The 22,474-nt window shown below is 66.4% G+C and carries 23 protein-coding genes; 9 read left to right on the top strand and 14 right to left on the bottom strand.

The window, feature by feature from the left end; genetic code table 11:
• Positions 1-118 precede the first annotated feature (118 nt).
• Both CAL19_RS14930 and CAL19_RS14925 read left to right on the top strand, forming a co-directional pair.
• Entirely contained in the window at positions 119-2,638 is a 2,520-nt protein-coding gene (locus tag CAL19_RS14930) for an AsmA family protein (RefSeq protein WP_026639138.1), read from the top strand.
• Positions 2,635-3,027 carry an MOSC N-terminal beta barrel domain-containing protein gene (locus CAL19_RS14925; RefSeq protein WP_094797229.1) on the top strand — a complete coding sequence of 131 codons (393 nt, stop codon included), beginning with the start codon at positions 2,635-2,637 and terminating at the stop codon, positions 3,025-3,027. The genes CAL19_RS14930 and CAL19_RS14925 overlap by 4 nt, the downstream gene beginning before the upstream one ends.
• 268 nt (positions 3,028-3,295) lie before the next feature.
• Here the strand turns inward: CAL19_RS14925 and CAL19_RS14920 are convergent, their stop codons facing one another.
• The 4 genes from CAL19_RS14920 to rsmD form a co-directional block, all read right to left on the bottom strand.
• Positions 3,296-4,507, bottom strand: coding sequence for a benzoate/H(+) symporter BenE family transporter (locus CAL19_RS14920; protein WP_094797228.1), 1,212 nt, complete (start codon positions 4,505-4,507; stop codon positions 3,296-3,298).
• A complete protein-coding gene (locus tag CAL19_RS14915) occupies positions 4,504-4,755 on the bottom strand; it encodes a YfhL family 4Fe-4S dicluster ferredoxin (protein ID WP_094797227.1) in 252 nt (83 codons plus the stop codon). The genes CAL19_RS14920 and CAL19_RS14915 overlap by 4 nt, the downstream gene beginning before the upstream one ends.
• A gap of 111 nt (positions 4,756-4,866) precedes the next feature.
• On the bottom strand, positions 4,867-5,370 hold the full coding sequence (gene coaD, locus CAL19_RS14910) for a pantetheine-phosphate adenylyltransferase (protein WP_026639141.1): 504 nt from the start codon (positions 5,368-5,370) through the stop codon (positions 4,867-4,869).
• 59 nt (positions 5,371-5,429) lie between these two features.
• Positions 5,430-6,011, bottom strand: a complete 582-nt coding sequence (gene rsmD / locus CAL19_RS14905) for a 16S rRNA (guanine(966)-N(2))-methyltransferase RsmD (RefSeq protein ID WP_170940358.1) — start codon at positions 6,009-6,011, stop codon at positions 5,430-5,432.
• 82 nt (positions 6,012-6,093) lie between these two features.
• On the opposite strand from rsmD, the gene ftsY reads away from it, so the two are divergent.
• Positions 6,094-7,410: a signal recognition particle-docking protein FtsY gene (ftsY, locus tag CAL19_RS14900; RefSeq protein ID WP_094797225.1), complete on the top strand. Its 1,317-nt coding sequence runs from the start codon at positions 6,094-6,096 to the stop codon at positions 7,408-7,410.
• A 65-nt stretch (positions 7,411-7,475) separates the two neighbouring features.
• Here the strand turns inward: ftsY and CAL19_RS14895 are convergent, their stop codons facing one another.
• The 7 genes from CAL19_RS14895 to CAL19_RS14865 all read right to left on the bottom strand — a co-directional run bounded on the left by CAL19_RS14895 (position 7,476) and on the right by CAL19_RS14865 (position 14,735).
• Positions 7,476-9,119, bottom strand: coding sequence for a CYTH and CHAD domain-containing protein (locus CAL19_RS14895; protein ID WP_094797224.1), 1,644 nt, complete (start codon positions 9,117-9,119; stop codon positions 7,476-7,478).
• 367 nt (positions 9,120-9,486) lie between these two features.
• Positions 9,487-10,311: a phosphonate ABC transporter, permease protein PhnE gene (phnE, locus tag CAL19_RS14890; RefSeq protein ID WP_094797223.1), complete on the bottom strand. Its 825-nt coding sequence runs from the start codon at positions 10,309-10,311 to the stop codon at positions 9,487-9,489.
• A complete protein-coding gene (gene phnE / locus CAL19_RS14885) occupies positions 10,308-11,180 on the bottom strand; it encodes a phosphonate ABC transporter, permease protein PhnE (RefSeq protein WP_026639146.1) in 873 nt (290 codons plus the stop codon). The genes phnE (CAL19_RS14890) and phnE (CAL19_RS14885) overlap by 4 nt, the downstream gene beginning before the upstream one ends.
• The gene (phnC, locus tag CAL19_RS14880) at positions 11,168-11,938 is read right to left on the bottom strand and encodes a phosphonate ABC transporter ATP-binding protein (RefSeq protein WP_026639147.1); all 771 of its coding nucleotides are present in this window, start codon (positions 11,936-11,938) and stop codon (positions 11,168-11,170) included. The genes phnE (CAL19_RS14885) and phnC overlap by 13 nt, the downstream gene beginning before the upstream one ends.
• Positions 11,939-11,940: 2 nt before the next feature.
• A complete protein-coding gene (phnD, locus tag CAL19_RS14875; RefSeq protein WP_026639148.1) occupies positions 11,941-12,945 on the bottom strand; it encodes a phosphate/phosphite/phosphonate ABC transporter substrate-binding protein in 1,005 nt (334 codons plus the stop codon).
• Positions 12,946-13,107: 162 nt separating this feature from the next.
• Positions 13,108-13,923: an IclR family transcriptional regulator gene (locus CAL19_RS14870; RefSeq protein ID WP_249276326.1), complete on the bottom strand. Its 816-nt coding sequence runs from the start codon at positions 13,921-13,923 to the stop codon at positions 13,108-13,110.
• On the bottom strand, positions 13,920-14,735 hold the full coding sequence (locus CAL19_RS14865) for an HAD-IIB family hydrolase (RefSeq protein WP_094797221.1): 816 nt from the start codon (positions 14,733-14,735) through the stop codon (positions 13,920-13,922). Before CAL19_RS14865 ends, CAL19_RS14870 begins: the two co-directional genes overlap by 4 nt.
• A 170-nt stretch (positions 14,736-14,905) precedes the next feature.
• On the opposite strand from CAL19_RS14865, the gene ribBA reads away from it, so the two are divergent.
• The 6 genes from ribBA to CAL19_RS14835 are packed head-to-tail and all read left to right on the top strand — an operon-like array spanning position 14,906 to position 19,215.
• Complete coding sequence (ribBA, locus tag CAL19_RS14860; RefSeq protein WP_026639151.1) at positions 14,906-16,096, top strand: bifunctional 3,4-dihydroxy-2-butanone-4-phosphate synthase/GTP cyclohydrolase II; 1,191 nt, start codon at positions 14,906-14,908, stop codon at positions 16,094-16,096.
• Positions 16,093-16,620 (top strand): 6,7-dimethyl-8-ribityllumazine synthase, encoded by a 528-nt coding sequence (gene ribH, locus CAL19_RS14855; protein ID WP_026639152.1) that lies wholly within the window; start codon positions 16,093-16,095, stop codon positions 16,618-16,620. The genes ribBA and ribH overlap by 4 nt, the downstream gene beginning before the upstream one ends.
• Complete coding sequence (gene nusB / locus CAL19_RS14850) at positions 16,592-17,098, top strand: transcription antitermination factor NusB (protein WP_026639153.1); 507 nt, start codon at positions 16,592-16,594, stop codon at positions 17,096-17,098. The genes ribH and nusB overlap by 29 nt, the downstream gene beginning before the upstream one ends.
• 39 nt (positions 17,099-17,137) lie before the next feature.
• Entirely contained in the window at positions 17,138-18,103 is a 966-nt protein-coding gene (gene thiL, locus CAL19_RS14845; RefSeq protein ID WP_094797220.1) for a thiamine-phosphate kinase, read from the top strand.
• Positions 18,104-18,142: 39 nt separating this feature from the next.
• The gene (locus tag CAL19_RS14840) at positions 18,143-18,649 is read left to right on the top strand and encodes a phosphatidylglycerophosphatase A family protein (protein ID WP_026639155.1); all 507 of its coding nucleotides are present in this window, start codon (positions 18,143-18,145) and stop codon (positions 18,647-18,649) included.
• The gene (locus CAL19_RS14835; RefSeq protein ID WP_026639156.1) at positions 18,646-19,215 is read left to right on the top strand and encodes a CinA family protein; all 570 of its coding nucleotides are present in this window, start codon (positions 18,646-18,648) and stop codon (positions 19,213-19,215) included. The genes CAL19_RS14840 and CAL19_RS14835 overlap by 4 nt, the downstream gene beginning before the upstream one ends.
• Before the next feature lie 574 nt (positions 19,216-19,789).
• Here CAL19_RS14835 and pyrF read toward each other — a convergent pair.
• The 3 genes from pyrF to CAL19_RS14815 form a co-directional block, all read right to left on the bottom strand.
• Complete coding sequence (gene pyrF / locus CAL19_RS14825; RefSeq protein WP_026639157.1) at positions 19,790-20,608, bottom strand: orotidine-5'-phosphate decarboxylase; 819 nt, start codon at positions 20,606-20,608, stop codon at positions 19,790-19,792.
• Between the two features lie 6 nt (positions 20,609-20,614).
• Positions 20,615-21,943, bottom strand: coding sequence for an NAD(P)/FAD-dependent oxidoreductase (locus CAL19_RS14820; RefSeq protein ID WP_094797219.1), 1,329 nt, complete (start codon positions 21,941-21,943; stop codon positions 20,615-20,617).
• Between the two features lie 88 nt (positions 21,944-22,031).
• Complete coding sequence (locus CAL19_RS14815; protein ID WP_094797333.1) at positions 22,032-22,427, bottom strand: diacylglycerol kinase; 396 nt, start codon at positions 22,425-22,427, stop codon at positions 22,032-22,034.
• Positions 22,428-22,474: the final 47 nt, after the last annotated feature.

Genomic DNA, 22,474 nt, shown 5'->3' with positions numbered 1-22,474 from the left:
ATATTGCCACGCGTCGCCTCGCAAGCGGCGGCCAGGCGGCACGAATCGTTCCCATACCTTACCGGATGGCGCTCGGTTATGTTCATTTTTCTTCAGTCGAGGTACCCGCGGGGCGGCAATGAAAACGTGGTTCAAGCGCATATTGATTGGCCTGGTAGTGCTGGTCGTCGTGGCAGTCGTCGGCCTGGCCATCTTTTTGCTCACGTTCGACCCCAACGCGTACAAGTACAAGCTCGAAGAGCTGGTACAGGAACGCTATAACCGCACGCTGGCGATCAACGGGGAAATCGAACTCTCGCTCTTTCCGCGTATCGGCCTGGCCGTACAGGACGTGTCTCTGTCCGAAGTCAACAGCACCGATGAATTCGCCTCCATTGAAAGCATGCGCCTGGCGGTGGCCGTGTGGCCTTTGCTGTCCAGCAACCTGGTGGTCGACCACGTGGCCATCAATGGGTTCAAGGCGCGCGTTGTGCGCGACAAGTCCGGGCACCTCAATTTCGAAGACCTGGTAGGCGGGGCCGTGGCCAATACGACGGCTGCGGCCGGTCCGGCCAGTGCCGCGGTAGGCGCCATGGCCGGCGCCGCCCAGGCCATTGCCACCGGCGGGGCGTCGGCGCCGGCATCCATGCAGATCGACATCGCCGGGCTCGACCTGCAGGCGGGCGAACTGCAGTTGCAAGACGCCATCTCGGGCATGGCAGTGGCCGTCACCGACCTTAACGCCAACACGGGCCGCGTTACCTACAACCAACCGTTCGACGTGAGCCTGTCGGCACGCATCGAAGGCGGCAATCCGCGCGTGGACGCCAGCCTCACCGGGCAGGGCCTGCTCACGCTCGATCCGCTGGGCAAGCGTTTCGCCGCGCAGCGACTGGACGTGCGCATGAATGGCAACATACTTGGCGCAGACGCCAAGAGCCTGGGCGCGCGGGGCAACCTGGCATTCAATGGCCGCACTTCTTCGCTGGATGTGGCGGGGCTCGAAATCGTATTCCAGGGCGACGTTCCTGACGCGGGCACCCCCATGAATAACGTCGAGGCCAGTATCGCCGTTCCCAAATTGGCGCTCGATCCGCACAAGCTGCAGCTGCAGCTTGAAAGACTGGCGGTGCGTGCCAAGGGCGCGCTGCCGGGCGGACCATTCGAACTGGCGGCGGATGCGCCCGCACTGAATGTGTCGCCGTCTTCCGCCACCGGCCAGGCGCTTACCGGCCGCGTGCGCCTGCAAGGCCTGGATGCCAGCTTCGGCCTCAATGGCATCAGCGGCAACGCCAGCGAACTCGACATCAAGGAAATCAAGCTCGACAGCACGCTTACCGAAGGCGAACGCGTGGTCAAGGCCGTATTCGCATCGCCTGCCACGTTCAACCTGTGGCAGCGTGCCATCAGCCTGTCGGCGATGCGCGGCGACGTCAGCATTACCGATCCCGGCCTGCCCAAGGGCAGCCTGCAGATACCGGTCATCGGCAGCATGAGCGCCAACCTGCAGAACGACCAGGCCGGCGCGAAGATCAATGCGGTGCTCGAGGGGGGCAAGTTCGACCTCACCGCCGACGTCAAGCAGTTGACGGCCGTGCCCGACATCACCTTCGCCCTGGCGGTCGATAAGCTCGACCTGGACAAGCTCGCCCCGCCGGTGGCCACGCGCGCCGCCCAGGCGCCCGCCGGCGATGGCAAGCAGGACGACCCTGCCAAACCGCCTGCCAAGCCTGCGCCCGCAGCGCCGGTTTCTACCGAAAGCGAGATCGATCTGTCGGCGCTGGTGGGCCCCACGGCCCAGGGCACCATCAAGATCGGCGAACTGGTGGTGCGCGGCCTGAAGGCCAGCGAACTCTCGGCCCAGATCAAGCTCGAGAAAGGCAAGCTCGATATTTCCACGCTGGCTGCGGCGCTGTACGGCGGCAAGCTCGGCGGCATGCTGTCGGTTAATGCCGCCGAAGGCAACCAGGTGGTGGCCAAGATGACGCTGGCCGGCATTACCATCGGACCCCTGCTCGCCGATCTGGTAGAGCAGCGCGCCCTGACCGGCACGGGCAGCGTCGCGCTGGACATAAAAACCGCGGGCGCGAATTCCTACGCGCTGACCACCGGCCTGAACGGCAGCATGCAGGTGCGGCTGCGCGACGGCGCCGTGCGCGGCATCAACATTGCGCAGACGCTGCGCGAACTCAAGGCGGCCTTCACCGGCGAAGCGGGCGACGACCCCAAGCTGGCGGCCGACCAGGCGCGCCATACCGATTTCACGTCGCTCGAGGCCGACTTGGTCTTTGTCAAGGGCGTGGCCAACGCCAAGCGGCTCGAGATGGCTTCGCCGCTGTTGCGCATCACGCAGGGCGAACCCGCCAGCATCGACTTTGTGCAGAGCATCCTGAACTTCGTCGCCAAGGTCCGGGTGGTCAACACCAGCACCGGCCAGGACGGCAAAGACCTCGAAGAACTCAAAGGCGTCACGATTCCGGTTCTGATCAGCGGTCCGTTCGAAAAGCCCGTTTACACGGTGCAGTGGCGTGGCGCGGTCACCGATGTACTGAAGCGCAGCCTCGAAAGAAAGCTCAAGGAAGCCGTCGAGCAAAAGGCGGGCGGTTCGAAGCTTGCGCCCCAACTCGACAAAGCACTGAAGGGGATACTTGGTAAATGAACGCACCCGCTTACCAGCCCATTGCCGAATGCGGCCAGACCACACAGCCCCAGGCCCAGGCCTACCATCGCCGTTGGCTGGTCGCCAACGATGCCGGCACGTGGCTTAACGGCAGCCTGTGCCCACGGCTGGCCGAAATCAGTGTCGAGCTGCGCCTGGGCTACCTGGTCATGAAGGCGCCGGGCATGCTGCGCATGGATATTCCGCTGGATGTCATCGAAGACGACGACAGCGTGCGTTACCAGATTCAGCTGGGCGACCAGACGGTCGACGTCGTGGACGAAGGCGAGCTGGCCGCGGCCTGGATGTCGAACTTCCTGCAGATTCCCTGCCGGCTCCTGAAAGTGCATCCCGACATGGATGCCGTGCGCTGGCCCCAGGCGGCGTAAGCCATCGCCTCTAGCGGCGCCAAACAGGGTGTCTGACACCTATGAAACGCCGTTCGTGGCATTGCGCATGACCTGGCCAGGTGTCTGACACCCTACGGGAGTCAGACACCGTTCGTGGCATTGCGCATGGCCGGGCCAAGTGTCTGACACCCTACGGGAGTCAGACACTGTTCGTGGCATTGCGCACGAGCGCACCAGGTGTCTGACTCCCGTAGGGTGTCAGACACCGTCCCGGCATCGCGCACAAGCTCATCAGTTGCCTGACCCGTCACGCCGCCTGCCGGCCGCGCTCCAGCACCGCGTGGGCCAGCAGCCCTGCCGCCAGCCCCCAGAACGCCGATCCGATTCCCCACGCGCTGAAACCTGATGCGGTGGCCAGCAGGGTGATCAGCGGCGCTTCGCGACGCTGCGGGTTTGCCATCGCGCCGGCCAGCCCGCCCAGTATCGCGCCCAGCAAGGCCAGTCCCGCCAGCGCCATGATGAGGGCGGGCGGCATAGCCTGGAAGAACACCGCTACCGCTCCCGCGATTACGCTCAGCAGCACATACGCCAGCCCATAGACCACGCCGGACACATAGCGCCGTTGCGGATCGGAATGCGCCTCGGGGCCGGCGCAGATGGCCGCCGTAATGGCGCCCAGCGTCACGCTGTGCGAGCCGAACGGCGCCGCCAGCAGGCCCAGCAGGCCGGTGGCTCCCACCAGCCGCGAGGCGGCCGGGCGGTAGCCGGCGGCCTGCAGAATGGCCAGCCCGGGCAGGTTCTGCGATGCCAGCGCCACCACAAAAATGGGGATCCCCACACTGACAAAGGCCGACCACGAAAACGCCGGCGTCGTCCAGACGAACTCGGTCAATTGCCAGTCTATGCCCCGCAACTGCAACTGCCCGGCGGCGCCGGCCACCGCCAGGCCCACTGCCATGACCGCCAGCACCGCATAGCGAGGCGCGTAACGCCTGCCCAGCAGATAGGCCACGCACATGGACAGCACCAGCACCGGCTGTTCGCCGATGCGCGTAAAGATGCCCAACCCGAAATTCAACAGCACACCCGCCAGCATGGCGTTGGCAATTTCGGCCGGCACGCGTCGCATGATGGGATCGATCCAGCCGAATACGCTGCAGGCGAGCATCAAGGCCGAGGCGAGCACGAAGGCGCCCACGGCCTGGTCGAAAGGCACGCCCGCCAGCGCCGTGATCAGCAGGGCGGCGCCCGGGGTGGACCAGGCCAGCACGACGGGGATGCGGGTGCGCAGGCTTATGAAGAGCCCGCCCAGGCCCAGCGCCAGGCAGATAGAGCCCAGCCATGAGCCGATGCGCGCGGCGTCGAGCCCGGCGGTGTGCCCGGCCTGCACCATCAGGACAGCCGTGCCGCCGAAGCTCACCAGCACCGCCACCAGCCCCGCCACGGTGGCCGAGAGCGACAGGTCGCTCTGCAGCGGCTGGCGCAGGGGCGCGGCGACGCTGGCGTCGGGGGGAGTCATGAGGAGCCCGTCAGGCGCCGATACTTGGCCATCAGGGCTTCCTGCCCTTCGTGCCATTGGGGATGCAGCTCGATGCATTCGACCGGGCACACCACCTTGCACTGGGGCTCGTCGTGATGCCCCACGCATTCTGTGCAGCGGTCCGGATCGATGACGTAGTACTCCGGCCCCATCGAGATCGCCTCGTTGGGGCACTGCGGCTCACAGACGTCGCAATTGATGCACTCTTCGGTAATGGTCAGAGCCATGGCGAAAATAGGGCGGGGGGCAGGCAGCCATTGTAGCCCCGCGGGGCCGCGTCCGCGCCTCGCCGGCCGCGCCTTGCCGGCCGCGCCTGGCCGGCCGCGCCTGCAGCAGCTTCAGCCGGCCTGGCCCTGCTCGCGATGTTCCTTGGCCTTGGCCTGCAGCCAGCGTTCGACCGACGGAAACACGAACTTGCTGACGTCGCCGCCCAGTTGGGCGATTTCGCGCACGATAGTGCCCGAAATGAACTGATACTGGTCGGACGGCGTCATGAACATGGTTTCGACATCGGGCAACAGGTGGCGATTCATGCCCGCCATCTGGAATTCGTATTCGAAGTCCGATACTGCGCGCAGGCCCCGCACAATGACGCGGCCGTTCTGTTCGCGCACAAAGTCTTTCAGCAGGCCGGCAAAGCTGTGCACTTCGACATTGGGGTAGTGGCCCAGCACTTCGCGGGCGATCTCGACGCGCTGTTCCACGCTGAAGAACGGTTTCTTGTTGCGGCTGTGCGCGATGCCTACCACCACCTTGTCGAATAACGACGCGGCGCGGCGCACCAGATCTTCATGGCCGCGTGTGAGCGGGTCGAACGTACCTGGGTAGACGGCGGTGATCATGGTTGCTCCGTATCCTTATAACTGGCGTACACCTTCCTCTGGATTCCGGAATTATTGACTTATTTCCGCAATGCAGCAAATTGGAATAACCCATAGTGGACGGCGCCAGCCTGATCCTGGCGTACTGCCTCGAAATTTTCCGGCGGCTGCAGCGGCGCTTCGGCCTCCGCATACACCAGGGCGTCGTCGGCCATGATGCCGGGCAGCAGCGGCCAGAGCCGGGGCAGCCAATCCTGGCCAAAGGGCGGGTCCAGCAGTATCAGGTCAAAGCGCGACGCGTCCATGCGCCGCAGCACCTGCATGGCTTCGCCCGCATGCACTCGTACCGCGTCGGCGCCCAGCTTGTCGCGCAGCGCGCGCAGCGACGCCACTGCGGTGCGGTCGTGCTCTACCAGCAATACCTGCGCGGCGCCGCGCGAGGCCGCCTCGAAGCCCAGCGCGCCGCTGCCGGCAAACAGGTCCAGCACGCGCTTGCCGGCAAACTCGCCGCCCCACAGGTGGTTCACCCAGTTGAACAGGGTTTCGCGCACGCGGTCGGGGGTGGGGCGCAGGCCCGGCACGTCGGGAACGGCGATGGGCGTGCGCCGGTACTGGCCGGCCACGATGCGGATGGGCTTGCCGCCTGGTTTCGATTTATTCAAGAAAACTGACCTCCTGGCGCAAATAGTAGCCGGCCCGCGGGGCGTGCGGATGGCCCGGCGGCGAACGGAATATACTTCGGCCATGTTCCGCTTCTTCAAGAAAAAAACTCCCCCGCCCACGCCTGCGCAGCCGCCTGAGGCACCGCAGGCGGACGAGTCCGCCGCCAGCCAGCCCGATACGGGCACTGCCGCGCCGCCGCCGGCCCCGCCCGAGCCGGTGATGCCCGCGGCGCCCCTGCCCGAGCCGGCCGCCCCGGTGGCGCCGGAGCCGCCGCGTCAGCCGGTGGCGCCAGCCGAACCCGCCGCGCCTGCACCGCAAGCCGGGCGGGATGACCCTGTACCCGTTGCCCCGGCGGCAGACGCGCCCGAGCCCGCTGCTGCACCCGAACCTGTCGTTCCGGCGGCGCCCGCTGCTGCCTTCGAACCCGTGGCTGCACCTGAACCTGTGGCGGCGCCCCCATCCACTGCGGCTCCCGAGCCCGCCAAGAAAACCTCCTGGCTGGGGCGGCTGAAACAGGGCCTGTCGCGAACGGGGCAAAGCCTGGGCGGCCTGTTCGTGGGCGTCAAGGTCGACGAGAACCTCTTCGAAGAGCTTGAGTCGGCGTTGATCATGGCCGACGCCGGCCTCGAAGCCACCGAGAAGCTGCTGACCGCCCTGCGCGCGCGCGTACGCAAAGAACGAATCGAAGATCCCGCTAAGGTGAAAACCGCGCTGCGCGAGTTGCTGGCGGATCACCTGCGTCCGCTCGAGCGGGCCTTTGACCTGCGCCGCGCCAGCCCGCTGGTGATCATGATCGCCGGCGTCAACGGCGCGGGCAAAACCACCTCGATAGGCAAGCTTGCCCATGCTTTCCAGCGGCAGGGCGCCAGCGTGCTGCTGGCCGCCGGCGATACCTTCCGGGCGGCGGCGCGCGAGCAACTTATCGAATGGGGCAGCCGCAACAACGTCAACGTCATCGCCCAGGAAGGCGGCGACCCGGCCGCCGTGGCCTTCGACGCCGTCAATGCGGGCCGCGCACGCGGTGTAGGAGTGGTAATGGTCGATACCGCCGGCCGCTTGCCTACACAGCTGCACCTGATGGAAGAGCTGAAGAAGATCCGGCGCGTCATCGGCAAGGCCGACAGCGCGGCGCCGCACGAAGTGCTGCTCGTGGTCGACGGCAACACCGGCCAGAATGTGCTGGCGCAGATCCGCGCCTTTGACGCCGCCATCAACCTGACCGGCCTGGTTGTCACCAAGCTGGACGGCACCGCCAAGGGCGGCACGCTGGCGGCCGTGGCTGCGGGCACGCAGGGCGTGCGGCCCGTACCGGTGTACTGGATAGGCGTTGGCGAAGGCATGGAAGACCTGCAGCCCTTCGTGGCCGACGAATTCGCTGCGGCGCTGCTTGCCGACTGACCCGGGCGGGCCCGCGGCGCCGGCATCGCCGCCGGCGCCATGCATCGTTTAACGCCGAGCCGCGTTTATTTCCAGAAAGGCTTCGTATCGGCCAGCCGATCGAATGCCTGCTGGGCTTCGACCGCAAGTTCGTCGATGCGGGCGCTGATCCATCCCAGCGCGAACCAGGCCTGCGGGTGAGTTTCCACGCACCCCTGGTAGTACTCCCTGGCCATGGCCAGGTCGTTGATTTCGCCCAGCAGGTCCTGCACCTGCATCAGCAACTTGCGATACTGCCGCAGCCGGCCGCGCGGCAGCAGGGCCGCGGCAAAAGACAACCCATAGCGCAGGCGCTTGCAGCGTTTGCGCAGCGCGTGGCGCCTAGCAATGTCCAGTGTGGCGAAGTGCCGGCCTTGTTTGACCACCGCGGCGTGCCAGCGGTGCAGGCGCTTGCCCAGCAGTTTTTCCAGGGCTGGCAGGTCGGGTCCGGCTGTCAGCGGAATAATCGTGAGCGTGTCGGTGCCTTGCCCGGCGCTGTCGTCGGGCGGCGTGGCCACGTCGGCGGCTGGGCTGGCCAAGTCGGGGGTCGTGGGCGCGCTGGCGGGTTCCCGGGGTTGCACGGCCAGGCTCCATTCCAGTGCGTCCAACAGCCATCCCTGGAAGCTGCGGCCAGCCGCAACGGGTTGCACGTCCATATCGGGCGGCGGCATGTCGAACGCGATGACCGGCATGCCCGCCTGCAGCAGGGCCGGCGTCACGGTTTCGTTCAGTACATCCTGGTCGCGGCTGAGCCCGAATTCGGTGAAGTGGGCGCGCAAGCCGTCCTGCACGGCAGCCGGCGGCGGCGCGATCCAGCCGTCGAACAGGCGCCACGCCGACCGCATGCGGCGCATGCCCACGCGCAGCTGGTGCACGTGCTCCGGCTGTCCGGCGGCGTACACACCCAGGGTATCCACTTCGGCGAGCATCGCCGCATTGCGGGTGATCTGGTCCAGGCATTCGGCGGCAATGCTGCCCATGGCCTGCGCCGGCGTCATGCCGGGTTCCAGGGTTACCGTGTCGGCCGGACGCGGGCCCCAGAAGCGCGCGATGGCGCTGCCGCGGCTGACCTGGCTGGTGGGGTCATCGGCGTCCAGGGTGGCAAGTTCGCGGGCCAGGGCGGCCAGCGCATCGCCGCGTTCGGATTTGCTGCGTGCATCCAGCACCAGGCCATAGCGTTGCTGCCAGCGCCGCGCCAGGGCGAATATGGCCGCGGGCCGGCCGGACAGTAGCTCGAATTCCAGTTCCGATATCGGCAGATCGAGGCCGCCGGCGCGCAGCACGCCGGTGTCATAGGCCAGCTCGACGCTGCCATGCCGGCTGCGCACCTGGCGCAGCAGCCGCTGCACATCGGTTTCGTAGCGCAGGCCCAGCTCGCCCTTGATGGCCGCCAGCGGGCCTTCGAGCTCGGTGCCGGCATAAACCGACAGGTCGAGCACCGGGCCGCTGCGCGGATGGTTGATTTCGACGCGGGTGATTGCGTCGGCGCCAGGCATTTTTACCGTCTGTACCCAGTCGCGGCCTTCGCGGCGCAGCCGCAGGGCGATGCGGGCGCGCGCCAGTTCGCGGCCAGGCGTGTCGAAATACATGGCGTGCAGCCGCACCAGCGTGGCCTTGCCGTCGCGCATTTCGCGCTGTACCGCCTGGCGCGAGGCGGCAGGGACGTGCAGTTTCAGTTCTTGTTCTGACATGGTCGATGCGGGCGGCTGCTGAAACGAGGGATAGTAACCAACTCGTCCGCGGCCGTTGATGACCTGTCATAAATCGGTAAGGGGCGGCTGAGGCAAGCGCGGCGGGCCTGGATGCTCCGCGTGGCGGCCGTGGGATGGCGGATGGTGTCTGACACCCTTCGGGAGTCAGACACCGTCTTGTGTGGCGCGTTTCATCGTTGGGATGGTGTCTGACACCCTTTGGGAGTCAGGCACCGTCGGATGCGCCGGTTTTTATCATAGGTGTCTGACTCCCGAAGGGTGTCAGACACCCACCGCCTAGAGGCATTGGGGCGGCGCTTGGCAATCATAGGTGTCTGACTCCCGAAGGGTGTCAGACACCCACCGCCTAGAGGATGCGCTTGCGCGCCTGCGTGATGGCGATTTCTGCGACGATCACGACGGCGAAGATGGCCGCCAGTACCAGCGCCACGCGGTCCCACTGGAACAGGTTGAGCGCGGTATCCAGCGCCATGCCGATGCCGCCGGCACCCACCAGGCCCAGCACCGCGGATTCGCGCACGTTGATGTCCCAGCGCAGCAGCACGATGGACCAGAACGCCGGGCGGATCTGCGGCCAGTAGCCGTACCACAGCACGGCGCTTTTGCTGGCGCCCGTGGCGGTCAGCGCTTCGACCGGGCCGCGTTGTGCTTCTTCGATGGCCTCGCCCACCAGCTTGCCCACAAAGCCGATGGAACGGAAGGCGATCGCCAGCGTGCCGGCCAGCGCGCCCGGCCCGAAGATCGCGATGAACAGCAGCGCCCACACGAGCGAGTTCACCGACCGGCTGGACACCAGTATCAGGCGGGCGAACTGGTTCACCAGCTTGCTTGGCGTAAGGTTGTTTGCCGCCAGCAGGCCCACCGGCACGGCCAGCACGACCGACAGGATCGTGCCCAGCGTAGCGATGTGCAGCGTTTCGAGCAGCGCGGCGTGCACGCCTTCGGGATAGAACGCCCAGTCAACCGGCCACATGCGGCCGAGCAGGTCGGCCATCTGTTCCGGCGCATCGTAGAGGAACTCGGGGATGATCTCGACACTGCGGGTGGCCTGCACGATGGCGGCGACCACCACCAGGTACAGCGCGAAGCGCAGCAGCCGCTGCCCCATGGTGTAGCGGTGCCAGACGCGCGGATAGGCGGCGCCCGGCAGGGTAGTCGTGGACGCGTTCATTCGTCGGTCTCCAGGCGTTCCCGGGGTTTGCCGCCCAGGCCGCGCGCCGCGTCGAAGCGGCGCTGCAGCAGGGTATCGAAGCCCAGGTTGTCGAGGAATACTGCCCGCACGAAGCGCGCCAGCAATTCACCCACCATGATGATGGCGATGAGCGTGATCAGGATCGCGGCGACGAAATCGTAGTCGAAGCGCTGGAAGGCCGAGAACAGCGTGCCGCCGATGCCGCCCGCGCCCACGATGCCCACCATGGTGGAGTTGCGCAGGTTGGAGTCGAACTGATAGGTGGCAAAGCCGATGAAGCGCGCGAACACCTGTGGCAACACGCCGAACAGAATCACGTTGGCGAACGAGGCGCCCGTGGCGCGCACGGCTTCGACCTGCTTAAGCGAGATTTCTTCGATGGCTTCGGTAAACAGCTTGCCGATGAACCCCACCGATGCCACGGCCAGCGCCAGGATCCCGGCCAGGGCGCCAAAGCCCACCGCCTTGACGAACAGAATCGCGACGATCACGGGGTGCAGCGAGCGGCACAGGGCCACCAGCGCGCGGGCGGGCCACGACGCCCAGTTGGGCATCAGGTTGCGGGCGCCCAGCAGGCCCACGGGCAGGGCCACCAGAATGCCGATCACCGAGGCAAGCACGGCGATTTCCAGGCTTTCGGCCAGGCCTTGCCAAAGCGTGTCGGGTTGCTGGATGTGCGGGGGGAACATGCGCCCCAGCAGTGTGGCGGCGTGGCCCAGGCCCGCCTTGAAGCGGTCCAGGCTGAAATCGAGCTGGCCGGCCGCATACAGCGAATACACGATGACCAGCACCGTGCCCAGCTTTGCCTGCCATGAAAGGGCGAACGGGCGGCGCCTTACTGCAGCCACGATTCGCCTCCGTAGATGGTTTTCAGTGTGGCCGTGTCCAGGCCCTGGCCATCGCCGTCGTAGACGATGTGGCCGCCCGACATGCCCACGATGCGGGTGGCGTAGCGGCGGGCCAGATCCACGTCGTGGATATTGACCAGCACCGGAATGCCATTGGCGCTGCCTTGCTCGGCCAGCAGTTCCATGATCTCGACCGAGGTCTTGGGGTCCAGCGAAGATGTCGGCTCGTCGGCCAGCAGCAGCTGGGGGCGCTGCATCAACGCGCGGGCGATGCCCACCCGCTGGCGCTGCCCGCCCGACAGTGCGTCGGCGCGCTGGTCGCTGAAACCATTGAGCCCCACCACGTCGAGCAGCTGGTATGCGCGTTCGATGTCGTCGGCCTCGAAACGCCGCATCCAGGCCTTGATGGCGCTGCTGTAGCCCAGACGGCCCGTAAGCAGGTTTTCCATGACGGTCAGGCGTTCGACCAGGTTGTATTCTTGGAACACCATGCCGATACGGCGCCGCGCCTGGCGCAGCGCCGTGCCGCGGATGGCGGCCAGATCAATGGAATCATTACCCGTCTGCAGCTCGATTTTTCCCCGGGTGGGGTCGATCAGGCGGTTAATACAGCGCAACAGCGTACTTTTGCCGGTGCCCGAGGGGCCGATGATGGCCGTCAGGCCCTGCCCCTCGACATGCAGGTCGATGTTCTTGAGCACCGGCCGGCCGGCCCGGTATTCCTTGACCAGGCCGGTAATACGTAAAGATGTGGTCATGCTTACTGCTTGCCCTTGCTCTTGGCGGTTTCGCGATCGTACGCGGCACGGTTGAAGCTTTCGCCGCCCGATTCGGCGACCTGCCGCACGATGGCCCAGTCTTTCTCGTAAGTGACGGGGTAGAAGCGGTCGGCGCCGTCGAAGGCTTCTTTCATGGCGTCCGGGAAGCGGTAGTCATAGAAGCACTTCAGCATCTGGTCGCGGAACTTCGGCTCCAGGTCGTGCGCGTAGGCGAACGACGAGGTGGGGAATTTCTCGCTGGTGTAGATGATGCGGAAATCTTCTTCCTTGACCTGGCCGCGCTCGGCCATGCGATAGAAGACGTCGGAGGCCACGGCGGCCGCGTCGTAGTCGCCCGAGTTCACGCCCATGACCGACTGGTCATGCTTGCCCGAGAAAATGATCTTGTAGTCTTGTTCCGGCACCAGGCCTTCTTTGGGGAACAGCGCCACGGGAGCCATGTGGCCCGAGTTCGACGAAGGCGAGGTGTGGGCGAGCTTCTTGCCCTTCAGGTCGGCGAGCTTCTGGTAGGGGCTGTCTTTCTTGACGATGACGATCAGGTTGTAGCCCTGGAAGCTATCGGCATAGCCCTTGACGGCAAACGGCACCGCGCCGGCGATGTTCACGGCAAAGGCCGTGGGGCCGGTAGAGAAGCCACCCACGTGCAGCCGGCCCGAGCGCATGGCTTCGATTTCGGCCGCGTTGCTTTGCACCTGGTAGAACACCACGCGCTTGTCGGTGCATTCGGCCAGGTATTCCGTAAACGGCTTGAAGATGTTGGCGTACACGGCCGGGTCTTCGACGGGCGTGTAGGTGAACACCAGCGTGGACGGCGTTTTCAGCTTGGCGGGGTCGGTGGGCGTATCGGCGACGAGGTCCTTGTTGGCGTCGCAATACATTTGATCGAGGTCGCCCCGATTGGGGCAGCTGTCGGCCGCTTGGGCGGCTTGCATGCCGAAGGCCAGGGAAATGGCCGCGGCGGCTTGTATCAGGCGCAAGGCTTGCATGACGGTGTCTCCTTCAGTGTTCGAATATCACCAAACTTAAATATTCAAACACAAAAAAACGAAACCGCCCAGCGGGGGATTACTTGTATTTGTTTTCGTGTTGTTTTCGTGTCGGTTTCGTTTTTTTCGATTTGTTTTCGTTTTGCCGGATGGGGCCTGCGTTTATTTGCGATAACCGAGCTTGCGCGAAATTTCCCGCGCGCATTCGAGCAGCGGTTTGGCGATGGCGCCGTTCCATTGCGAATCGAACAGGCCGGTCGGCCCGAGCGCCGTCAGTGCCAGCACTACGGTGCCGGTACTGTCGAACACCGGCACCGAAAGCGCATCCACGCCGGGCAGGGGGTTGCCCAGGGCGCGCGCCATGCCATGCACGCGGATGTCCGCCAGTTGCGCCTCGACCTCGGCGTAGGCGACCTTGCGCGGCGGTTGCCGGCCGGCAATGACCGCCGTGTCGCCCGCTTCGCGCGAGATGTAGTGCTCTGCCACCTTGGGCGGCAGCCAGGCCGCGAATACCAGCCCGGTGGCGGTATGCAGCATCGACATCACCGTGCCCTTGCGCATGTTGACGTGCACGGGATAGCTGGCTTCGGTCATGTGGATCATGGTGGGCCCGTGCGAGCCCAGCACCGCGATACCCAGCGTGTGCCCGATCGTGGCCTGCAGCGCGGCGACTTCGGGCATGGCAACCCGCACCGGGTCCAGGCGCTGCAGGCTCACCAGCCCCATCTGCAGGGCGAACGGGCCGAGTTCGTACTGCCCCGTTGCCGAATCCTGCTGCACCAGCCCGACCCGCGTGAAGCTCACCAGATAAGGGTGGGCCTTGGCCGACGTCATGCCGGCGGCGCTGGCCAGATCGCGCAACGTCAGGGGCTTGCCCGCGTCGACCAGGGCGGCCAGCAGCGGGAATCCGACCTCGACGGACTGGATGCTGCGCCGGCCGTCCGTGGCCCGCGCAGGGGGCGTGGGGCACGTCTTCACGATGCGGATCCGGCGGCTGCCCTGGCCTGCAACAGGCGGTCGGCCATTTCCACGAAACCGCCGCCGCCGTGGCGCGAGGCCACATAGGCGGGATGGTGGTCCAGGCGGTGCAGCAAGGCCTGGATGTTGGCCACACCCACCGATACGGGAAAGAACCTGAACATGGGCTCGTCGTTGGGCGAGTCGCCGATGAACAGGCATTCGGGCAGCGCTTGGTCGATATCCAGGCCCAGTTCGCGCTCGAACAGCGTGCGCGTCATGGTGAGCTTGTCGTAGTCGCCGAACCAGCCGTTCACGTGGATGGAGCTGACTTTGGCCTGCGCGCCGGCTTCATGGAAGATGTCGACGATGCGGCTGATGGCCGCCTCGGGCAGGGCGGGCACATCTTCGCAGAAGTCGATGGCAAGGTCGGCCACGCGGTAGTCCTGGTCGCTGGCGACCGCCGCCCCCGGCACTTCGCGCAGTACCCGGTCGCGTATGGCGTCCAGGCGCTCGCGGCTGGACGCGCGCGCCTGGGCATCGGCCCAATAATGGGTTTTCATGCGCCGGGCGGCGCGGTCGTACGCATAGTAGAAGGCGCCGTTCTCGCCCACCACCGCGCGCACCGGCCACATGCGCGCGATGTGGTCGCACCAGCCCGCGGGGCGGCCGGTAATGGGCACGACCACGACGCCGGCGGCTTCCAGCCGCTCGAGCGCCGCGTAGGCGTCAGCGGGCAGGCGTCCGTCGGTGGTCAGGGTGTCGTCGATATCGGTGAGCACAATACGCACCGCTGCGGCAACAGTGGCAGGCATGGCTGCAAGCGCTTGCATGGGGGTCCTTGTCGTGAAGTCCGTGTGTCGGGATGTTTTCGCGTGATCGCTGTGGGTGGCAGTTTACCGTTCAGGCCGGCGCGGCAGGCGGCGACGTGGCCGCCCGGGTCCGGCCGCGGCGTGGCCAAGGGCGGTAAACTTAGCGTTTTCCTGCCGCTGTGGTCATTTTCATGCCTGCCCCGCTTGCTTCCATTGCGTCCGACGCTGCCCCGGAGTCCTTTGGCATTTCCTCGGTTGCCGAGATCATCGCCGAACTGCGCGCCGGCCGCATCGTCATTCTGGTTGACGAAGAAGATCGCGAAAACGAAGGCGATCTCGTCATGGCTGCCGAGTTCGTCACGCCAGAGGCCATCAACTTCATGGTTACCCATGGCCGGGGCCTGGTGTGCCTGACGCTTACCGAAGAACGCTGCCGGCAACTCGACCTGCCGCTCATGGCCAGCCGCAACGGCACCCGCTACGGCACCAACTTCACGCAGTCCATCGAGGCCGCCGTAGGCGTCGAAACGGGCATTTCGGCCGCCGACCGGGCCCGCACCATCCAGGTGGCCGTGGCGCGCGACGCCAAGCCCAGCGACCTGGTCCAGCCCGGCCACATATTCCCGGTGCGCGCGGTGCCCGGGGGCGTGCTGGTGCGCGCCGGCCACACCGAAGCCGGTTGCGACCTCACCGCCATGGCGGGCCTGACGCCTGCCGCGGTCATTTGCGAAATTCTCAACCCCGACGGCACGATGGCGCGCCTGCCCGACCTGGTCGAGTTCGCGCGCGCGCACAATCTCAAGATCGGCACCATTGCCGACCTTATCCAGTATCGCAGCGAACACGAGTCCGTCGTGCAGCGCGTGGGCGAACACCTCATGCAGACCGCCTGGGGCCAGTTCCGGGCGGTGGCCTATAAAGACACGGCCAACGGGGCAGTGCATCTGGCCCTGGTGCATGGGGCCATCGATCCGCAGCGGGAAACCCTGGTCCGCGTGCACGAGCCCTCGTCCATCCTGGACGCGCTCGATGCTGGCGCCACGGTGCACAGCTGGGGCGTGGGTCGCGCCTTGCAGGCCATTGCGCAGTCGCCGGCGGGCGTGATGGTGCTCATGAACTGCCAGGCGTCCGCCGAACATCTTTTCGAACAGATCGCCGCCTGGGGCGACGCGGCCGCCCAGCCGCCGGTGCGCGACGGCGAGCGTTACGGGCTGCGCACGTACGGCATCGGCGCGCAGATCCTGCGCGATCTCAATGTCGGCCAGATGCGCCTGTTGGCCCGGCCGCGCAAAATGCCCAGCATGGCGGGCTTTTCGCTCACCATTACGGGTTACGATTGCGACCCTTCCACCTCTGCCACTTCCCCCAAGGCCGACTCATGAATCCTTACATCCTTACCCCCGACCTGAACGGCGAAGGGCTGCACATCGGTATCGTGCGCGCCCGGTTCAACGAAGAAATCGGCATGGCCGAACTCGATGCGTGCCTGAAGAAGCTGGCCGAACTCGGCGTGGACGAACGCGACGTCATGGTGGCCAGCGTGCCGGGCGCGCTCGAACTTGGCGTGGCGCTGTCGCACATGGCCGAAAGCTTCGAGTTTGACGCGCTGATCGCGCTGGGCGCGGTCATCCGCGGCGAAACCTATCACTTCGAAGTGGTCAGCAACGAAATGGCGCGCGCGATTTCCCGCATTTCGCTCGAAACGGGCATTCCCGTGGCCAATGGCGTGCTGACGGTCGACACCGACGAACAAGCCCAGGCCCGGGCGGCGGGCAAGGGCAGCGATTGCGCCGAGGCGGCCGTCGAAATGGCCAACCTGGTGGCGGCGCTGCAGCCCGAAGAAGACGACGAAGACGACGAAGACGAGGACGAAGATTTTGACGACGAAGAAACCGACAGCCGCTGATAGCGCGGCGCAGGCGCGCGCCAACGCTCGCAGCGCCCGCCGGCGTGCCCGCGAATTTGCGCTGCAGGGCGTGTACGCGTGGCTGTTGCGCGGCGGCGAAGGTACGCAGGACGCCGGCGAAATCGACGCGCACCTGCGCGACGCCGACGACTTCTCCGAAGCCGATGCCCAATGGTTCAAGACGCTGCTGCATGGCGTGTTGCGCGAGGCGCCCAACCTGCGCGAGCGCTTTGCGCCCTACATCGACCGGCCGTTGAACGAACTGTCGCCGGTAGAGCACGGCATCTTGCTTATCGGCAGCTACGAACTCGTGCACCACGTCGAAGTGCCGTACAAGGTGGCCATCAATGAAGCGGTCGAACTGGCCAAATCGTTCGGCGGCACCGATGGCTTCAAGTTCGTCAACGGCGTGCTCGATAAACTGGCTGCCGACGTGCGCGCCACCGAGGTGCAGGCAGCCGCCTCGCAGCGCCGATAGGCGCGGCGCGCGCTGCCGCGCGCCGTGCTGGAGACCCGCTTGGCCTCTGAGTTCGATCTGATCGCGCGTTTCTTTGCTCGGCCGGCGCCCGCGGGCATGCTGGGGGTGGGCGACGATTGCGCCATGTTCCCGGCGCCGGCCGGCATGCACATTGCCACCAGCACCGACATGCTGATTCAGGGGCGGCATTTCTTTCCCGATGTCGATCCCCACGCCTTGGGCCACAAAGCGTTGGCCGTCAACCTGTCCGACCTGGCCGCCATGGGCGCCATGCCCATCGGCTGCGTGCTGGGCCTGGCGCTTCCACAGGCCGACGAATCCTGGCTCGCGGCATTTGCGCAGGGTTTTCATGAACTGGCCGGCGCGCATGGCTGCCCGCTGATCGGCGGCGACACCACGCGCAGCGCGCACGAGCTGGCTATCAGCGTCACGGTATTTGGCGCAGTCGAGCCGGGCCGCGCCCTGCGCCGCGATGCCGCGCGTGCGGGCGACCAGATCTGGGTATCGGGCGCGCTGGGCGCGGCCGACGTGGCTTACCGCCTGCTCGACGGACAGCTGCCGGCCGACGACGCCCGGCTGGCGGCAACGCGCACGGCGCTGGAACGCCCGCAGCCCAGGGTGGCGCTGGGGCAGGCGCTGGCGGGGCTGGCGCACGCCGCCATCGATATTTCCGACGGCCTGCTGCAAGACCTGGGGCATATCCTGCGCGCCAGCGGGGCCGGCGCCCGGCTGGACTACGCGGCGATGCCGGTGGCCGCCCCCGTGCAGGGCCTGCCGGCCGAAACGGTGTTGCAGGCCGTGCTGGGCGGCGGCGATGCCTACGAATTGTGTTTTACCGCCGCGCCGGCCGACCGCGGCCGCGTGCTGGATGCGGCGGCCCGCGCCGGGGTGCCTGTCACCGCCATCGGATTCATCGAGTCCCAGCCCGGCATCGTGGTGCTGGACGCGGATGGCCTGCCGCTGCGCGAACTGCCGCGCGGCTTCGATCATTTTCCTGTTTCCTGAATCTCTATGCCCGCCAGCCCCGATTCGTCTCCGGCATCCATGCGCAATCGCGTGCGGGTGGCCTATCCTGCCCCGCGCTGGGTGGCGGGCGACCCCGGCCGGCTGATCGCCTTCGGCCTGGGCAGCGGCCTGTTGCGTCCGGCTTCGGGCACCTGGGGCACGCTGCTGGCCTGGCTGATCTGGGCGGCGGCGGCGCCGGCCGCGTCCGACCTGGCGCTGGCCATCTTCCTGGCCCTGGCGTTCGCGTACGGCTGCTGGGCGTGCCATCGCGTCGCGCGTGAATTGCAGGTAGACGACCATGTCGGTATCGTATGGGACGAGATGGTGGCGTTCTGGCTGGTGCTGTGGCTGGTGCCCGGCACCTTTCTCGCGCAGCTGACCGCGTTTGGCCTGTTCCGGCTGTTCGATATCGCCAAGCCGCCGCCCATCAAGTATTTCGACGCCAAGATCAAGGGCGGCTTCGGGGTCATGTGGGACGACATCGTTGCCGCGGGCTATGCCTTGCTGGTCATGGCCATACTCGTACGCCTGGGGGTCTTCACATGACGTTGCCGCACAAGCCTGTGCCGGGCCTCGCGCCCGCTTCCCTGTCCCAGGCCCAGGCGCTGGGTTTGGCCGAACGACTGGGCGCCGCATTGCAGCGACGCGGCCTCGTGCTGGGCACGGCCGAATCCTGCACCGGCGGTTTGCTGGCCGGCGCCATCACGGCCGTGGCGGGCTCCAGCGACTGGTTCGACCGGGGGCTCGTCACGTACAGCAACGACGCAAAAATTGCCGAGCTCAATGTATCGGCCGATACCCTGGACAGGTTCGGCGCCGTCAGTGAAGAGACGGCGCTGGAAATGGCCAGCGGCGTCATGCTGGCCAGTCCCGCCGTGCATATCGCCGCGTCCACCACGGGCATCGCCGGCCCGGGCGGCGCCACGCCCGGCAAACCGGTAGGCATGGTGTGCTTCGGTTTCGCGATACGCAACGGCGACGGGATCACGTCGCGCGCAGACACCCAGGTGTTCGCCGGCGACCGGGCGCAGGTGCGGCAAAGTTCCGTGGTGTACGCGCTACGCGGGCTGCTGGAATTGATCGGCGAACCCGTCCATCGCAGCCGGCCATAAGCCCGGCGCGGCGGTGTCGCGGTGGCGGAAGGTGTCGCGGTGGCGGAAGGTGTCGCGGTGGCGGAAGGTGTCTGACACCCTTCGGGAGTCGGACACCGCATAGTTTGCAATCGGGAGCGGTGTCTGGCTCCCGAAGGGTGCCTGACACCTTTCGCGCACGATACGCAACGGCGACGGGATCACGTCGCGCGCAGACACCCAGGTGTTCGCCGGCGACCGGGCGCAGGTGCGGCAAAGTTCGGTGGTGTACGCGCTACGCGGGCTGCTGGAATTGATCGGCGAACCAGTCCATCGCAGCCGGCCATAAGCCCGGCGCGGCGGTGTCGCGGTGGCGGAAGGTGTCGCGGTGGCGGAAGGTGTCTGACACCCTTCGGGAGTCGGACACCGCATAGTTTGCAACGGGAGCGGTGTCTGGCTCCCGAAGGGTGCCTGACACCTTTCGCGCCCCCGACGGTGGCTGCCATTTATCAGCTTTCGCGCGCCCCCGACGGTGGCTGCTATTTATCAGCTTTCGCGCACTCCGACGGTGGCTGCTATTTATCGGCTTTTGCGCACGCCCGACGGTGGCCGCTGTTTATCGCACGGCGTTGATGGCGTCGCGCAGATCCCTGGCTGCCTGTGCGGCCGCTTCGCGCCAGTCGTCGCCGCCGCTGGCGTACAGGATGGCCCGCGAAGCGTTGACCATCATGCCGGTGCCCGCTGTATTGCGCCCGGCATTCACCGTGGCGGTGATGTCTCCGCCCTGGGCTCCGATACCGGGCACCAGCAACGGCATCGCCTCGCCTATGCGCTGGCGCACGGCCGCAAGCTCGTTGGGGTAGGTGGCGCCCACCACCAGCCCGCATTGCCCGTCGGCGTTCCATTTGTCGGCCACCATGCCGGCAACGTGCAGGTACAGCGGTTCGCCGCTGTCCAGCTTCAGGAACTGCAGGTCCGAACCGCCCGGATTGGACGTGCGGCACAGCACGATCACGCCGCGGTCTTTCCAGCCCAGGTAGGGCTCGACCGAATCCAGCCCCATGTATGGGTTTACCGTCATGGCGTGCGCGCCGTAACGTTCGTACGCTTCGCGCGCGTAGTGTTCGGCGGTGGTGCCGATATCGCCGCGCTTGGCGTCCAGCACAATCGGCAGATGGGGATGCGTCGCGCGAATATGCGCGCACAGGGCCTCCAGCTGCTCTTCGGCCCGATGCGCGGCAAAGTACGCGATCTGCGGCTTGAAGCTGCACGCGTAGGGCGCCGTGGCGTCGACGATGCCGCGGCAGAACTGGAAGATGGCGTCCGGCTTGCCTTGCAGCTCGCGCGGAAAGCGCTTGGGATCGGGGTCCAGCCCGACCTGCAGCAGCGTATTGCCCTGCGCCCAGGCTTGTTCAAGTCGTTGTATGAAGGTCATGGATATTCAGTGCAGTTTCACGCGTGGATGTGTGCGCCGCATCAGCAGGCGCGCCAGCGCCAGCGTGGCGGTGCGCCGCAGGCCCAGCACCGCGTGGTGGTGCATCAGGTGCAGGCTCATGTACATCAGGCGCGCCAGTGTACCGCTGACAAACAGGCCCCGGCCCGCCAGCTTGCCCATCAGGCTGCCCACGCCCGCATCCTGCCCCAGCGACACCAGCGACCCGCGGTCGCGGTATTCGTAGGGCTCGCGGGGTTCGGCCTTGCCGCGGATGCGCGCCGTGATCTTGCGCGCCAGGTAGGTGGCTTCCTGGTGCGCGGCCTGCGCGCGCGCAGGCACTGTGCCCGAATCGCCGCGCGGCACGGCGCAGCAGTCGCCCAGGGCCAGAATATTCGGGTCGGGGGATTCCAGGCGGCTGTTTACCACCAACTGGCCGCTGCGGTTGCAAGGCATGCCCAAGGCTTCCATCAAGGGCAGGCCCTTGATGCCCGCGGCCCACATGCACAGGCTGGCCGGAAATTCCCGGCCGTCGGCCGTCTTGACGCTGCGGGCCGTGACTTCTGCCACGCGGCAATTGGTTTCCACGCGTATGCCCAACTGGGTCAGGCGCGCCAGCGCCGCTTCGGAAATTCTCTCGGGCAGAGCCGCCAATATGCGCGGTGCGCCTTCTACCAGCGTGATGGCCAGATCGCGTTCGGCGCGGAAGTTCGGCAGGCCATATGCGGCGACCACGCCGCCCGCTTCATGCAGTTCCACGGCCAGCTCCACTCCTGTGGCCCCGCCGCCGACGATCACCACATCCAGGCGGGCAGAAGGGTCGCGCACTTTGGATTGGTCCACGCGCGCCATCGCCTTGAGCATGGTCAGCCGGAACGCTTCGGCATTTTCGGTGTTGTCCAGCGTCACCGCGTACTGCTCGGCGCCCGGCGTATTGAAGAAGTTCGACACGCTGCCCACCGCAAGCACCAGCGTGTCGTAATGCAGTTCGCGTGCCGGCAGCACCACCTCGCCGTGCGCATCGGCCACTGCACTGATCTGGATGACGCGGCGTTCCCGGTCCACACCCTGCAACTCGCCCATCGCGAACGAGAACCCGCACAAATTGGCCAGCATCAGGTAAGACAGGCCTTCCTGGTAAATGTCCAGCGTGCCCGCGGCGGCTTCGTGCAGCGAAGGCTTCCAGATATGGATAGGGCGGCTGTCCACCAGCGTGACGTAGCGCGGGCCGTGCTTGCGCCCCAGCTTGGCGGCCAGCTCCAGGCCGCCTGCGCCGCCGCCGACGATCACGACGCGATGAGCGGGGTCTGGCGCAGGGTGGATCGGATCGTTAGCCATGCAGAAAAGTATAGAGGGAAGTCGGTGGGCGGGGGAGCCGCCCGTTGCCGGTTCCGGGCCGAAGCAAGCGGCATGCCGCCGGGCCTGCCTAGAGCAAGAACCGGCTGACGCCCACGGCAACCCACACGGCGATGGTGAACAGCAACATCAGCATCACGGCCGCACTGCCCAGGTCTTTGGCGCGGCCCAGCAAAGGGTGCGTTTCGACCGACAGCGCATCGGCCAGCGCCTCTACCGCCGAATTCAGCAGTTCCACCACCAGCACCAGAATCACCGAGGCGATCAGAATGAAGACCTCGTCCGTGCTGCGTCCCAGGAAAAAAGCCGCCGGTATCAGCAGAATGGCCAGCACCAGTTCCTGCCGGAAAGCCGCTTCGTATTTGATAGCGGCTTGCAGGCCCTGCAGCGAATAGCGCAGCGCGTTGAGGATGCGCCGCAGGCCGCCTGTGCTTTTGTAGGGAGAAGGGTGCGGAGTATGAGACATGTACCGGGTATGTGCGTATGGCGCGTCGTTTTTAACAGATTCGCGTT

Origin of the sequence: Bordetella genomosp. 7, from assembly GCF_002261265.1 — a bacterium.
In the GTDB taxonomy this organism is placed as follows: Bacteria; Pseudomonadota; Gammaproteobacteria; order Burkholderiales; family Burkholderiaceae_B; genus Bordetella_A.
The sequence above is the reverse complement of the archived record's forward strand: the minus strand, read 5'-3'. Positions and strand labels throughout refer to the sequence as shown.

Coding starts and splice junctions, on each gene's coding strand:
- ribH (WP_026639152.1), top strand. CDS start 16,093: ATGAATCCTTACATCCTTACCCCCGACCTGAACGGCGAAGGGCTGCAC.
- CAL19_RS14820 (WP_094797219.1), bottom strand. CDS start 21,943: ATGGCTAACGATCCGATCCACCCTGCGCCAGACCCCGCTCATCGCGTC.
- ftsY (WP_094797225.1), top strand. CDS start 6,094: ATGTTCCGCTTCTTCAAGAAAAAAACTCCCCCGCCCACGCCTGCGCAG.
- CAL19_RS14930 (WP_026639138.1), top strand. CDS start 119: ATGAAAACGTGGTTCAAGCGCATATTGATTGGCCTGGTAGTGCTGGTC.
- phnC (WP_026639147.1), bottom strand. CDS start 11,938: ATGACCACATCTTTACGTATTACCGGCCTGGTCAAGGAATACCGGGCC.
- phnE (WP_094797223.1), bottom strand. CDS start 10,311: ATGAACGCGTCCACGACTACCCTGCCGGGCGCCGCCTATCCGCGCGTC.
- CAL19_RS14835 (WP_026639156.1), top strand. CDS start 18,646: ATGACGTTGCCGCACAAGCCTGTGCCGGGCCTCGCGCCCGCTTCCCTG.
- CAL19_RS14815 (WP_094797333.1), bottom strand. CDS start 22,427: ATGTCTCATACTCCGCACCCTTCTCCCTACAAAAGCACAGGCGGCCTG.
- CAL19_RS14915 (WP_094797227.1), bottom strand. CDS start 4,755: ATGGCTCTGACCATTACCGAAGAGTGCATCAATTGCGACGTCTGTGAG.
- coaD (WP_026639141.1), bottom strand. CDS start 5,370: ATGATCACCGCCGTCTACCCAGGTACGTTCGACCCGCTCACACGCGGC.
- CAL19_RS14925 (WP_094797229.1), top strand. CDS start 2,635: ATGAACGCACCCGCTTACCAGCCCATTGCCGAATGCGGCCAGACCACA.
- CAL19_RS14865 (WP_094797221.1), bottom strand. CDS start 14,735: ATGCAAGCGCTTGCAGCCATGCCTGCCACTGTTGCCGCAGCGGTGCGT.
- phnD (WP_026639148.1), bottom strand. CDS start 12,945: ATGCAAGCCTTGCGCCTGATACAAGCCGCCGCGGCCATTTCCCTGGCC.
- pyrF (WP_026639157.1), bottom strand. CDS start 20,608: ATGACCTTCATACAACGACTTGAACAAGCCTGGGCGCAGGGCAATACG.
- CAL19_RS14840 (WP_026639155.1), top strand. CDS start 18,143: ATGCGCAATCGCGTGCGGGTGGCCTATCCTGCCCCGCGCTGGGTGGCG.
- CAL19_RS14920 (WP_094797228.1), bottom strand. CDS start 4,507: ATGACTCCCCCCGACGCCAGCGTCGCCGCGCCCCTGCGCCAGCCGCTG.
- ribBA (WP_026639151.1), top strand. CDS start 14,906: ATGCCTGCCCCGCTTGCTTCCATTGCGTCCGACGCTGCCCCGGAGTCC.
- CAL19_RS14895 (WP_094797224.1), bottom strand. CDS start 9,119: ATGTCAGAACAAGAACTGAAACTGCACGTCCCTGCCGCCTCGCGCCAG.